Source organism: Bradyrhizobium sp. CIR48, assembly GCF_014198315.1.
Taxonomy (GTDB): domain Bacteria; phylum Pseudomonadota; class Alphaproteobacteria; order Rhizobiales; family Xanthobacteraceae; genus Bradyrhizobium.
On record NZ_JACIHG010000016.1, the window covers coordinates 140,878 to 153,570 of the forward strand.

Annotated in this window: 15 protein-coding genes; 7 read left to right on the forward strand and 8 right to left on the reverse strand. The window is 65.0% G+C overall.

The genetic code is table 11. The features are described from left to right. Positions 1–114 precede the first annotated feature (114 nt). Positions 115–501, forward strand: a complete 387-nt coding sequence (locus GGD66_RS36780; protein ID WP_018316541.1) for a response regulator — start codon at positions 115–117, stop codon at positions 499–501. A gap of 81 nt (positions 502–582) precedes the next feature. Here GGD66_RS36780 and GGD66_RS36785 read toward each other — a convergent pair whose 3' ends face one another. The 5 genes from GGD66_RS36785 to GGD66_RS36805 all read right to left on the reverse strand — a co-directional run bounded on the left by GGD66_RS36785 (position 583) and on the right by GGD66_RS36805 (position 5,679). Then, complete coding sequence (locus tag GGD66_RS36785; protein ID WP_018316540.1) at positions 583–1,701, reverse strand: branched-chain amino acid ABC transporter substrate-binding protein; 1,119 nt, start codon at positions 1,699–1,701, stop codon at positions 583–585. Between the two features lie 161 nt (positions 1,702–1,862). After that, positions 1,863–2,606 (reverse strand): ABC transporter ATP-binding protein, encoded by a 744-nt coding sequence (locus GGD66_RS36790; protein ID WP_026201689.1) that lies wholly within the window; start codon positions 2,604–2,606, stop codon positions 1,863–1,865. Next, the gene (locus GGD66_RS36795) at positions 2,603–3,436 is read right to left on the reverse strand and encodes an ABC transporter ATP-binding protein (protein ID WP_091965931.1); all 834 of its coding nucleotides are present in this window, start codon (positions 3,434–3,436) and stop codon (positions 2,603–2,605) included. The genes GGD66_RS36790 and GGD66_RS36795 overlap by 4 nt, the downstream gene beginning before the upstream one ends. Beyond that, a complete protein-coding gene (gene livM / locus GGD66_RS36800; RefSeq protein WP_092259124.1) occupies positions 3,433–4,752 on the reverse strand; it encodes a high-affinity branched-chain amino acid ABC transporter permease LivM in 1,320 nt (439 codons plus the stop codon). The genes GGD66_RS36795 and livM overlap by 4 nt, the downstream gene beginning before the upstream one ends. A 9-nt stretch (positions 4,753–4,761) precedes the next feature. After that, a complete protein-coding gene (locus GGD66_RS36805) occupies positions 4,762–5,679 on the reverse strand; it encodes an ABC transporter permease subunit (RefSeq protein ID WP_018316536.1) in 918 nt (305 codons plus the stop codon). A 275-nt stretch (positions 5,680–5,954) separates the two neighbouring features. Between GGD66_RS36805 and GGD66_RS36810 the strand changes: the two genes are divergently transcribed. Beyond that, positions 5,955–6,137 carry a hypothetical protein gene (locus tag GGD66_RS36810; RefSeq protein WP_018316535.1) on the forward strand — a complete coding sequence of 61 codons (183 nt, stop codon included), beginning with the start codon at positions 5,955–5,957 and terminating at the stop codon, positions 6,135–6,137. A 282-nt stretch (positions 6,138–6,419) separates the two neighbouring features. Beyond that, positions 6,420–6,956: a hypothetical protein gene (locus GGD66_RS36815; protein WP_183261598.1), complete on the forward strand. Its 537-nt coding sequence runs from the start codon at positions 6,420–6,422 to the stop codon at positions 6,954–6,956. Here the strand turns inward: GGD66_RS36815 and GGD66_RS36820 are convergent. From GGD66_RS36820 to GGD66_RS36830, 3 genes are read right to left on the reverse strand one after another with little or no spacing between them, the layout of a single operon-like run. After that, positions 6,918–7,310 carry a carboxymuconolactone decarboxylase family protein gene (locus GGD66_RS36820; RefSeq protein WP_018316533.1) on the reverse strand — a complete coding sequence of 131 codons (393 nt, stop codon included), beginning with the start codon at positions 7,308–7,310 and terminating at the stop codon, positions 6,918–6,920. The genes GGD66_RS36815 and GGD66_RS36820 overlap by 39 nt on opposite strands. 20 nt (positions 7,311–7,330) lie before the next feature. Further along, complete coding sequence (pcaD, locus tag GGD66_RS36825) at positions 7,331–8,113, reverse strand: 3-oxoadipate enol-lactonase (RefSeq protein ID WP_183261568.1); 783 nt, start codon at positions 8,111–8,113, stop codon at positions 7,331–7,333. Positions 8,114–8,141: 28 nt separating this feature from the next. Continuing rightward, entirely contained in the window at positions 8,142–9,497 is a 1,356-nt protein-coding gene (locus tag GGD66_RS36830) for a 3-carboxy-cis,cis-muconate cycloisomerase (protein WP_183261570.1), read from the reverse strand. Positions 9,498–9,669: 172 nt separating this feature from the next. On the opposite strand from GGD66_RS36830, the gene GGD66_RS36835 reads away from it, so the two are divergent. The 4 genes from GGD66_RS36835 to GGD66_RS36850 all read left to right on the forward strand — a co-directional run bounded on the left by GGD66_RS36835 (position 9,670) and on the right by GGD66_RS36850 (position 12,554). Next, positions 9,670–10,116: a carbon monoxide dehydrogenase subunit G gene (locus tag GGD66_RS36835; RefSeq protein ID WP_092259130.1), complete on the forward strand. Its 447-nt coding sequence runs from the start codon at positions 9,670–9,672 to the stop codon at positions 10,114–10,116. A 134-nt stretch (positions 10,117–10,250) separates the two neighbouring features. Continuing rightward, complete coding sequence (locus tag GGD66_RS36840) at positions 10,251–10,736, forward strand: (2Fe-2S)-binding protein (protein ID WP_026201687.1); 486 nt, start codon at positions 10,251–10,253, stop codon at positions 10,734–10,736. 27 nt (positions 10,737–10,763) lie between these two features. Further along, positions 10,764–11,570, forward strand: a complete 807-nt coding sequence (locus tag GGD66_RS36845; RefSeq protein ID WP_018316528.1) for a xanthine dehydrogenase family protein subunit M — start codon at positions 10,764–10,766, stop codon at positions 11,568–11,570. 60 nt (positions 11,571–11,630) lie between these two features. Further along, entirely contained in the window at positions 11,631–12,554 is a 924-nt protein-coding gene (locus GGD66_RS36850; RefSeq protein ID WP_018316527.1) for a MoxR family ATPase, read from the forward strand. Positions 12,555–12,693: the final 139 nt, after the last annotated feature.

Below are 12,693 nucleotides of genomic sequence, written 5' to 3' on the forward strand. Positions count from 1 at the left end.
GCGGAATAGGGATGGGTAAGATGCGCTTTACTGGGCGGTGTCATAATGCCCTGCCGCCGCGGCGGGTTCCAGGCTTGAATCATACGATTTGGATCAATCGTGGGGGTTGTTCCCATGCCTCGTATTCTCATCATCGACGACCAGAAGGACGTGCGCGCGATGGTCGCGATCGTGCTTCGGGTCAACCGTTACGAGGTTGCCGAGGCCGACAGCGGTGCGGCGGGGCTGAAAACCTTCGCGGAAGGCTCCTTTGACGCGGCAATCGTCGATATCTTCCTTGGTGACACCAGCGGCGTCGACGTCATCGCGAGCCTGCGCGAGCGTGCGCCGGGACTTCCCATCATTGCGGTGTCCGGGATGACGACGCTCGATTTCCTGGACCAAGCGCCTCACCTCGCCAACGTGGTCTGCCTGCAAAAGCCGTTTCGGCCGAACGACCTCCTGCAAGCACTGCGGAAGGCCCAGGCTGCGGCCAGCGGCGAACTGCCTGCGGCCGTCTGAACCGCCCGCGAAAAGAAACGCCCCGGGCAAGCCGGGGCGTGGTGACGATCGTATGGCGGCCCGAGGGCGCGTCAAGCGGGCTTAGGTGCCGTTGCCCTTGATCTCGGCATAGTTGCCCTTGGCGTCCCATTTGTAGACGACGTAGTCGATCTGCTTGATGTCGCCCTTGGCGTCATACTCGATCGGACCGATCACGGTGTCCCACTTGCCGGCCTTCATCGCCTCCATGACCTTCTTGGCGTCGGTGGTGCCGGCCTTCTTGGCCGCCTGCGACCACACCTGCATCGCCGCGTAGGTGTAGAGGGTGTAGCCCTCCGGGTCGATATTCTTGGCCTTGAAAGCCTCGACGATCTTCTTCGCGGTCGGCTTGTTGCGCGGATCGGGGCCGAAGGTGAACAGCGTGCCTTCGCCGGCCGGGCCGGTGATGGAGGCGTACTCCTTGTCGGCGAGCGCGTCGCCGGCCATCAGCACGGTCTTGAGGCCCTGGTCGCGCATCTGACGCAGGATCAGGCCGCTCTCCTGATGGTACCCGCCGACATAGACGAGGTCGATGTTGTCACGCTTCAAGCGCGAGACGATCGCGTTGAAGTCCTTGTCGCCCTTGTTGTAGGACTCGTACATCTTCTCGGTGACGCCGGCTTTGTTGAGCGCCTTCTTGGTCTCGTCGGCAAGACCCTTGCCGTAGGTGGTCTTGTCGTTGAGGATCGCGATGTTCTTGCCCTTGTAGTTCTTGGCGATGTACTGCGCCGCGATCAGGCCCTGCTGATCGTCACGACCGCAGACGCGCGCCACGTTCCAGAGCTTGCGCTCGGTGAACAGCGGATTGGTCGAGGCCGGCGTGATCTGCAGCACGTTGCCGTCGGCATAGGCTTCGGAAGCCGGGATCGACGACGACGAGCAATAGTGCCCGGCCACGAACGGGATTTTCGCGCCGGCGATCTTTTCGGCGATCGAGCGCGCCTGCTTCGGGTCGCAGGCATCGTCCTCGACGGAAAGCGCGAGCTTCTTGCCGTTGACGCCGCCTGCGGCATTGATATCGGCCACGGCCATTTCGGCGCCGTTCTTCATCTGGCGGCCGAAGGCGGACTCGCCGCCGGTCATCGGGCCTGCGACTGCGACGGTGACATCCTGCGCGAACGCCGCGCTCGAAAGCGCGATCGACGCGCCGAATGCCAGACCGATGAGCTTCAGTGACTTCATGAGATACCTCGCGGGTGGTCGCCTGTGGAAGTTGCCGGGCGTGCCCGGTTCAAACCGGCGCCATTCTCGAATGAATTTACCGAGAAGTCACCGGCAAAATACGGGCATCGGCAGAGATATCTCGCCACACGGGGCCGCACGCGGGTCGGGCTGCCGGCCGGTCAGCCGTGCCGGCCGCCTTCCAGGTAGGCCGCGCGAATCTCGGGGCGCTGCAACAATTCGGCGCCGGTACCGGCCAGCGTGATCAGGCCATTGACCATGACATAGCCGCGATGGGCGAGCTTGAGGGCGTGGTTGGCGTTCTGCTCGACGATCAGGACGGTCAGGCCGTCCTGCCGGTTCAGGGTGCGGATCGCATCGAAGATCTGGCGCGCGATCAGCGGCGCAAGGCCAAGCGAGGGCTCGTCGAGCAGGAGCAGGCGGGGACGGCTCATCAAGGCGCGGCCGATCGCCAGCATCTGCTGCTCGCCGCCGGACAGCGTTCCGCCACGCTGGGCGTAGCGTTCCTTCAGGCGCGGAAACAGCGTGAAGACGCGTTGCAGCGTCGCCTCGCGTTCGCCCTCCGTGCATTCGGTGGCATCCGCCCCCATCTGGAGGTTTTCCGCCACGCTCATGCGCGGGAAGACGCGGCGGCCCTCCGGCGATTGCGCAATGCGCAAATGCGCGATCTCGTGGGTGGGGACGTCGGTGATGTCGCGGCCTTCGTACAGGATCTGGCCGGCGCGGGCGCGCGGCTTGCCGAAGATCGTCATCATCAGCGTCGACTTGCCGGCGCCGTTGGCGCCGATCAGCGCCACGATCTCGCCGGCATTGATCTCGACGTCGACGCCCTTCAGCGCCTCGATCTTGCCGTAGGCGGCGCGCAAGCCCCGGATCGCGAGCAGAGGAGAGGGCGCCGCGGTCATGACCCGCCCTCCATCACGGCTGCCGCCTCTTCCTCGTCGGCGCCGAGATAGGCTGCGATCACCTTGGGATCGTCGCGGACCTCGCGCGGCGTGCCTTCGGCGATCTTGACGCCATGGTCCATCACCACGATGTGGTCGGAGATCTCCATCACCACCGACATGTCATGCTCGATCAGGAGGATCGAGGTGCCGAGCTCGTCGCGGATCGAGAGCAGGAGCTCGCTCAAGGCCGCGCTCTCGCGCGCATTGAGGCCGGCGGCGGGCTCGTCCAGGCACAGAAGCGCGGGTTCGGTGCACATGGCGCGCGCGATCTCGAGCCGGCGCTGGTCGCCATAAGCGAAATTGCCGGCGGCATCGTCGGCGCGGTCGAGCAGATTGACTCGCTTGAGCCAGTCCGTGGCGAGATCAATCGCGCGCTTTTCGGCGTCGCGATAGCCGGGGGCGCCGATCAGGCCGAGGAAGGTGAAGCCGGAGGCGCGCATCAGTGCGTTGTGCTGCGCCACCATCAGGTTTTCCAGCGCGGTCATGCCGGGAAACAGCCGGATGTTCTGGAAGGTGCGGGCCACCTTGGCTTGCTTGGCGATGCGGAAATCGTTCAGCCGCTCCAGCGCGATCGTCCTGCCGCCGTCATGGGTGAGGCGAATGGCGCCGCCGCTCGGCTTGTAGAATCCGGTGATGCAGTTGAAGACGGTGGTCTTGCCGGCGCCGTTCGGCCCGATCAGCGCGGTGATCTTCTTCCGCTCGGCGGCGAAAGAAAGGTCCTGCACGGCGACGATGCCGCCGAAGCGCATGGCGAGCCGGTCGACGCTGAGAATCTTGTCGCCGCTCATCCGTGCCCTTCCTTGACGAGGTCGGAGGAGATCGCTTTCGCCTTGGTCAGATACACGGTGGGTGCGCGATGGCCGATCAGGCCGCGCGGCCGCCAGATCATGATCAGCACCATGGCCATGCCGAACACCAGCATGCGATAGCCCTCCAGGCCCCGGAACAGTTCGAAGCCGCCGATCATGGCGAGCGCGGAGAGCGCGACGCCGAGCTGCGAGCCCATGCCGCCGAGGACGACGATGGCGAGCACCAGCGCCGATTCCTGGAAGGTGAAGGATTCCGGGCTGATGAAGCCCTGCCGGGTGGCGAAGAACGCGCCGGCAAAGCCGCCGAACATCGCACCCGTCGCGAACGCCGTGAGCTTGGTGGTCGTGGTGTTGATGCCGAGCGCACGGCAGGCGACCTCGTCCTCGCGCAAGGCTTCCCAGGCCCGTCCGATCGGCAGGCGGCGCAGGCGGATCGTCGCCCAGTTGGTGAGCAGCGCCAGCGCCAGGATCAGATAGAACAGGAAGACGATGCGGTGCGTCGGCGAATATTCGATGCCGAGCCTGGCGGCGAGCCCGTCATCGCTGTTGTCGAGCGGGATGCCGAAGAAGGTGGGGCGGGGAATGCCGGAGACGCCGTTGGGGCCACCGGTGAGATCCTGCCAGTTGATGATGACGAGGCGGATGATCTCGCCGAAGGCGAGCGTCACGATGGCGAGATAGTCGCCGCGCAGGCGCAGCACGGGGAAGCCGAGCAGGACGCCCCAGAAGGCGGCGAGGATGCCGGCGAGCGGCAGGCAGATCCAGAACGACCAGCCGAAATTGGTGGCGAGCAGTCCGTAGGAATAGGCGCCGACCGCATAGAAGGCGACGTAGCCGAGATCGAGCAGGCCGGCGAGCCCGACCACGACGTTCAATCCCCAGCCCAGCATGACATAGGTGAGCACCAGGATCGCGAGGTCGAGGATGTAGCGCTGGTTATAGAAGATCACCGGCACCAGCAGCGTGAAGATCAGGAGCGCCGGCGCGAGGTAGCGGCCAATGAACGATATGCCGCTCTGCACCGCCGGCGGCACCAGCTTCTCGGCGCCGGTCGGGCCGATCCATTGCCGAAGCAGCTCGATCACGATCGAACCGCCGAATACGGCGGCGACGATGGAGGCGAGGTCGCCGAAGCGGGTCCAATAGGTGAGCTGGCCGGAGGCGCCCGCCTCGGTGCGGATGCCGATCATCAGCGAGAACAGCACCAGCGCGATCAGCGCGTTGATGAAGGCCGTCTTCAGGAGAGCGACGATGCCCGTTGCAGGTTTGGCCGTGTTGGTCGAGGGAGCTGTCACGCGCGACCGTCAGACTTTTTCGACTTCGGGACGGCCGAGCAGGCCGGTCGGCATGAAGATCAGCACGACGATCAGGATCGAGAACGCGGCGACATCTTTGTACTCGACCGAGAAATAGGCCGACCAGAACGTCTCGATCAGGCCGATCGCGAGGCCGCCGAGCATGGCGCCGGGCAGCGAGCCGATGCCGCCGAGCACCGCAGCGGTGAACGCCTTGATGCCGGCAACGAAGCCCATGAAGAAATCGACGAGGCCGTAATAGAGCAGGTACATCAGGCCCGCGACCGCGGCGAGCGCGGCACCGATCACGAAGGTCATGGAGATGGTGCGGTCGACGTCGACGCCGAGCAGCGCCGCCATGGTCTGGTCCTGCTCGCAGGCGCGCATGTCGCGTCCGAGCCGGGTGCGCGACACCAGCCAGGTGAAGAGAGCCAGCAGCACGATGGTGGTGATCACCACCATGATCTGGATGTTGGAGAGCTGGATCACGAAGCCGTCCGTGCTCTCATGCAGGGTGTAGCCGCCGGTGATGAAGGGCGGGATCGGCTTGACGCGCGCGCCTTGCGCCACTTGCGAAAAATTGGTCAGCACGAAGGACATGCCGATCGCCGACAGCATCGGGGCGAGGCGGAAGGAGTGGCGAAGCGGTCGGTAGGCGATGCGCTCGATGGTCCAGCCATAGAGCGCGGTGATCGCCATCGAGACCAGCAGCACGACCAGCAGGATCAGCGGGATCGCGGTCAGTCCGAACGAGATCAGGATCAGGAAGGTGATCAGGGCGATGAAGCCGCCGATCATGAAGACGTCGCCATGGGCGAAGTTGATCATGCCGACGATGCCGTAGACCATCGTGTAGCCGATGGCGATCAGGCCGTAGATCGAGCCCAGAACGAGACCGTTGATGAGCTGCTGGGCGAAGTAATCCATGGGCTGCCGTACCAAACCTGACGCGGGCTCAAAGAGAGCTCTTAGGAGAGTGGGTTTCTTGGGCCGTTTCTTGGGCCCCGGCAGCCCCTAGCATTCTTCCGGATTTGTAACAGGAGGGAACTGGCGGCTGCAACAGCTCACGCTCCGGCAAAAGGTCTTGTACAGAGCTCATTTGGCCAGCGGTTCCGCAACTGCGAGGAACCCGGTTCCGCGGGCAACCAAAGCGGATGCCGGCCGTTATCTCGCCTCTGACGTCCAACAAGGGAGTTCCCCGAATGACGAAGCAGCAGAACCAGAATCCGGGTCAGCAGAGTCAGAACCCCGGCCAGCAGCGCCCAGGTCAACAGCCGGGCCAGCAGCAGGGCGGCGGACAGAAACCCGGACAGCAGCAGCAGAACGATCCGATGCGCCAGGGCGATCGCCCCGGCCAGCAGCAGGGCGGCCAGCAGGACAAGTAATTTGGGAGCCCGAGAACGAAGGGTAGTGAGGAGGGCCCCGCCGCAAGGCGGGGTCTTTTTTTGGGGGCAATTGGATGGTGCGTTGGCACCAGACCCGGAATCTCGAGATTCTCAGGTGCGCAATTGCGCACCATAGCTCGATGCTGCGCATCGCCCCGGAATGACGGGGCAGGGCAGTTAAGGTAAACAAAGGGTTTAAATTGCCGCCACAGTCTGATGCGAGTTAGCTCCCGGCAAAGCCTTCCCGGCGGAAGGCGCGTGGTCGACGAAGCGGGAAGCGGCATGTTCAGGAATTGGCGGATCGGCTCGGTCAACGGCGCGCTGCTGGCGGCCTATTTCATTCCGGCCTGGACCATCGTCGCCTTCAACATCATCGTCGCGCCGGTGCATGGCCTCTACGAGCGGCCGAGCGTTGCCGTCGCACTGTTCCTCAGCGACCATCTCCAGATGGCAGGGATGAGCACGGTGCGCGCGGCCTGGCTACTTGCGCTGGGCCGGCTCACAGTGGTGGCGTTCTTTGCGATCTATCTCGCTCTGCTCTGCGTGCCCCGAATCCGCAAGTCCGGCGGCAGCGATGAGGCGCTCGGGATCGCGCTGGCGATCGGCAGCCTGATCTCGTTTGCCAGCATGGTGATGGCTTCGAAGGTCGGCGAGATGGCCGCGCTCCGGCTGCATGCCACCGAGCTGCTGCTGCTGCTCGGCGCTGCCATCGTGATCCTGATCGAGCGGCCCGATGCTGCTCCGCAGATCGTCGAGACCCCTGCCGAGATCCCTTCCTCACTAGGACTCGAGCAGGCCGAGCTCCTGCACAATCGCTGAGGCTTCCTTGACGGCGTGGTTCGCCGCCGGCACGCCGCAATAGATCGCCTGCTGCAGCAGGATTTCCTTGATGTCGTCGGGGGTGAAGCCGCCTTCGGCGAGCGCCGCACGAACGTGCAGGCGAAACTCGTCCCATTGCCCGAGTGCGACCATGGTGCCGATCACCAGCACCCGGCGCGTGCGCTCGTCGAAATGCGGCCGCGTCCAGATTTCGCCCCAGGCGTAGCGGGTGATCATGTCCTGGAAGTCGGTGTTGAACGCATTGCGGTTCGCGATCGACTTGTCGACCCAGGCATTGCCCAGCACCTTCCGTCTCACGTTCATGCCGGCATCGCGGCGCTTCTGGTCGTCCATGGTGTTTCTCCGGATAACAACTAGCGCTGCGTCAAAAATCCCACCACCGCATCCGTGAACGCGTGCGGCTGCTCGACGTTGGAAATGTGGGCGGCGTCGATGATGGTCATGCTTGCGCCCGGAATATTCGAGCGGATCAACTCACCCGCCGAGATCGGCGTCGCCATGTCGTGGCGGCCGGCGATCACCAATGTCGGGCTCTTGATCTTCGGCAGCAGCGCGCGCTGGTCGAGCGTCGACAGCGCCTCGCAGCAGGCGAGGTAGCCTTCGACGGGCGAGGCCAGCAGCATCGACTTCATCTTCGCGGTGATCTCAGGCTCGCGCTCGCGGAAGTCCTGCGTCAGCCATCCCGCGATCACGGCATCGGCGACCGCGGCGATGCCGCCCTTCTTCACGGCGTCGATGCGCTCCAGCCATTTGGTCGGCTCGGCATAGTAGCAGGAAGTGTTGGCAAGGATGAGCTTGCCGAAGCGCTCCGGCGCGTTGGCGCCCAGCCATTGCCCGACCATGCCGCCCATCGAGAGGCCGCACCAATGCACCTTCTCGATGTTGAGGTCGTCGAGGATCGCGAGCACGTCGCGGCCGAAGCGCTCCATGGTGTAGGGGCCGGGCGGAACGTTCGACTTGCCGTGGCCGCGGCGGTCGTAGCGGATGACGCGAAATACCTGCGTCAGCGCCTTCATCTGCGGCTCCCACATCTGCAGCGTGCAGCCGAGCGAGTTGGACAGCATCAGCGTCGGCCCGCCGTCGCGGCCCTCGACGGAGACGTTGAGCAGGCAACCGTCGGCATCGATCATGGGCATGCGGCGTCTCCGTGGTATTCTGCGGTGCTTATTCGCGGTCGAGGCTGTCGAGCAGCCGGTCGATCAAGGCTTGGGAAGCCCCTTGATAGGCCATCGGTTCGAACAATGCCGCAATTTTTTCCGGCGAAAGGTGCGCAGTGACCTGCGAATCGGAGGTCAGCACCTCGCGCAGATGTTTCTTCTCGGCAACCGCGCGCTTGCTGGCGGTCTCGATGAGATGATGCGCCTCGCTCTTGCCGATCTTGTCGGCCAGCGCGAAAGTGACCGCTTCCGCCATGATCAGCCCGTGGGTTGCATCGAGATTGCTGCGCATGCGCGCTGCGTCGACGTCGAGGCCCTCGGCGATGTCGACGATGGCGGCCAGCGCGCCCGATGTGACCAGCATCAATTGCGGCAGCGTCGGCCATTCCGCGTGCCAGGGGCCCGCGCTGCGCTCATGATCCTGCACTTGAGCCGCAAATATCGTCGCGGCAAGCTGCGGAGCCATTGTGGCGGCGCCCAGCGCGCTTGCGGCGGAGACCGGGTTGCGCTTGTGCGGCATGGTCGAGGAGCCTCCGCGGCCTTCGCCGGCGGGCTCGAAGGCTTCGCCGACATCGGTCTGCATCATCAGCGAAACGTCGCGCGCGATCTTGCCGCAGGTTCCTGCCAGAATAGCGAAAGCCGAAGCGGCCTCCGCGATGCGGTCGCGATGGGTGTGCCAGGGCGCTTCCGGTAGCGGCAGGTTCAACTCCTGCGCGAGACGCTCTGCCACGGCAAGCCCCTTGTCCCCGAGGGCCGCGAGCGTGCCGGCGGCGCCGCCGAATTGCAGCGCGAGGCCCTCCCGGGACAGCCGCCGCAGGCGGCATCGGGCGCGGGCGAGGCTTGCGGCATATTCGGCGGCCTTGAGCCCGAACGGCATCGGCAGCGCGTGCTGCAGCCAGGTCCGTGCCACCATCGCGGTGTTGCGATGGCTGCGCGCCAGCGCGGCGAATCCCCTGATGGCGCGGCTGAGGTCGGCGTCCAGCGCATCGAGGCCGGCGCGAAGCGTGAGCATGGTCGCGGTGTCGATGACATCCTGGCTGGTTGCGCCCCAATGCACGTAGCGCGCGGCCTCCGTGTCTGCCTTGCCGACATTGGCGGTCAGCATCTTGACCAGGGGAATCGCCAGATTGCCCGATCGCGTCGCGGCCTCCGCCAGCGCCGCCATGTCAAAGGAATCGGCCTTGCATGCGGCCTCGATCGAGACCCCCGCAGAGGCCGGAATCACATCCGTGGCGGCCTCCGCGCGTGCCAGGGCTGCCTCGAAATCGAGCATGTTCTGCAGGGTCGACCGGTCATCGCAGGCCGCGCGCATGGCGGCGCTCGACAGCATCGGTGCGAGCAGGGGGGAGAGGGATGTGCTCATGTTGCGCGCGACCTAATCATCATGGCCCGGCTGTGCCAATCCCCAAGCGCCCGCACACGTCTTTTTGCAGTTGCGAATATGCATTGCACGTGACCGGGCGCCGCCCTTTCCTTTGCCGCGTCCCTGCGTTACTTGATCAGCACAATAGTTACGCGATCCGGGAGGCACCCTCATGGCCATGACGATGAACGGCGAAGTCCAGCTTGCGGCGTCCCGTGAGGCCGTGTGGGCCAAGCTCAACGATCCCGAGGTGCTGAAGGCCTGCATCCCCGGCTGCGAGGAGCTCGAGAGGACCGAGGACGGCGGCTTTCGCGCTACGGCGAAAATGAAGGTCGGCCCGGTGTCGGCACGCTTCAAGGGCAAGGTCACACTCTCCGATCTCGACCCGCCGAACGGCTACAAGATCTCGGGCGAGGGCGAGGGCGGGGTCGCCGGCTTCGCCAAGGGTGGCGCGGTGGTCAAGCTGGCGGAGAAGGACGGCGGCACGCTGCTGTCCTACGATGTCGAGGCGCAGATCGGCGGCAAGTTGGCGCAGCTCGGCCAGCGCCTCATCAACGGCGCCGCCAAGAAACTCGCCGACGAATTTTTCGCGAACTTCGCCAAGGCGGTACAGGGCTGAAGGTCATCGCCTTCGGCATGGCACCTTGCGTCCCGGGCGATGTTGCCCCGGGGCATAATGGCCCATATGATGGGTTGGAATAATTATAAGAACCGCTTCGACGGGACCCGTCGGGGCGCTGATAGAGAGTGCTTATGGCAAAAATCTCCCTCATTGTGAACGGCAATCCAGTCACCGCCAACGTCGATCCCCGCACCCTCCTGGTGCAGTTTCTGCGCGAGAATCTGCGCCTGACCGGCACCCATGTCGGCTGCGACACCTCGCAGTGCGGCGCCTGCGTCGTGCATGTCGACGGCAAGGCCGTGAAATCCTGCACCACGCTTGCGGTGATGGCCGACGGCCACGAGGTTAAAACGATCGAGGGGCTGGCCGCAGACGGCGCGCCGCTGCATCCGATGCAGGAGGCCTTCCGCGAGCACCATGGCCTGCAATGCGGCTTCTGCACGCCGGGCATGATCATGACCGCGATCGACATCGTGCACCGCAAGGGCAACGAGCTCGACGACCATACGATCCGGGAAGAACTAGAAGGCAATCTCTGCCGCTGCACCGGCTACCAGAACATCGTCGCCTCGATCTCCGCCGGCGCCAAGGCGATGGCGAAATCCGACCTCGCGTAACGCGCATCCCGCGATCAGGACATTCAGATGTACGAATTCAAATATCATCGCCCCGGGACCGTTCGGCAGGCCGCCAACCTCCTGGTGAAGAACGAAGACGCCAAGGTGATCGCCGGCGGCCACACGCTGATTCCCGTCATGAAGCAGCGCCTCGCCAGTCCCCCGCACCTTGTCGACCTCTCCCATATCGAGGGGCTCAATACGATCGAGATGAAGGGCCGTTCGCTGGTGATCGGCGCCACCGCCAAGCACGCCGAGGTCGCGACCTCCGCGGTCGTCGGCGAGGCGATCCCGGCGCTCGCGAATCTTGCCGGCGGAATCGGTGATCCCGCCGTACGTCACAAGGGCACGATCGGCGGCTCGCTCGCCAACAACGACCCGACCGCGGACTATCCGGCCGCCGTGCTCGCACTGGGCGCGACCATCGTTACCAACAAGCGGCGCCTCAAGGCCGAAGAGTATTTCCAGGGCCTGTTCTCGACCGCGCTGGAAGCCGACGAGATCATCACCAAGGTGATGTTCCCGCTGCCGAAGAAGGCGGCCTACATCAAGTTCCGCAACCAGGCCTCGCGCTATGCGCTGGTCGGCGTGTTCGTGGCACGGCGTCCGTCCGACGTGCGGGTTGCCGTCACCGGCGCTGGCTCCGAAGGCGTGTTCCGCGTCACTGCGTTCGAGGAAGCCCTCAAGAAGCGCTTCGCCGCGAAGGCGCTTGACGGCATCGAGGTGCCGGCCGAGGGCCTCAACAGCGATATCCACGGCAGCGCCGAATACCGTGCGCACCTCATCGGCGTGCTGACGCGGCGTGCCCTCGATGCCGCCAATGCCAAGGAGTGAGTGAACCTCACGCCTCGGCCAAACTTGTCCCGGTGAGGGCGTAGCGAGACTGGCTTTTTCATGACTTCAGCGGCCAATACTTCCGGGGCCTTGCCGGCATCGGTCGATGCGATGCTCGAACTCCTGACGTCGCGCGGCTATCTCGCGGAGCGGTCGCTGGCGACGGTGACTTATCTCTCGCTGCGGATGGGCCGGCCGCTGTTCCTGGAAGGCGAGGCGGGCGTCGGCAAGACCGAGATCGCCAAAGTCTTGTCCGCAGCGCTCGGCCGGAAGCTGATCCGCCTGCAGTGCTACGAAGGCCTCGACGTCTCCTCCGCGGTCTATGAGTGGAACAGCGCCGCCCAGATGATCGCGATCCGGATGGCGGAAGCCGCCGGCGACACCGATCGCGACCAGCTCTCGAGCGACATCTTCGCCGACCGCTACATGATCAAGCGGCCGCTGCTCCAGGCGCTGGAGCCCGACGTTGCGGGACCACCGGTGCTGCTGATCGACGAGCTCGACCGGGCCGACGAGGCGTTCGAGGCGTACCTGCTCGAAATCCTCAGCGACTTCCAGGTGACGATCCCCGAATTCGGCACCGTCAAGGCGCCCGCCGCGCCGATCGTCATCATCACCTCCAACCGCACCCGCGAGATCCACGACGCGCTGAAGCGACGCTGTCTCTATCACTGGGTCGATTATCCCGCCGCCGAGCGCGAGCTCGCGATCGTCAAGTCGCGCGTGCCCGGCATCTCCGCAAAGCTGTCGCAGCAGGTCGTGCGCTTCGTGCAGGCTTTGCGCAACCAGGACTTCTACAAGTCGCCGGGCGTCGCCGAGACCATCGACTGGGCCACCGCGCTGTCGGAGTTAGATGCCCGCTCGCTGACCCCGCAAGTGGTCGGCGACACGCTGGGCGCGCTGCTCAAGTACCAGGACGACATTACCCGGATGCAGGGCGATACCCTGCAGAAGGTGCTGAAGGAAGCGACGAGCGAGAATTGACGCGCGTCATTTGAGTTCGTCATTCCGGGGGCGCGCGTCAGCGCGAACTCCGGTGCGCAATTGCGCACCTGAGAATCTCGCGCTGCAATCTCTGGATTCCGGGTTCGTCGCTGCGCGACGCCCCGGAATGACGGAGCGA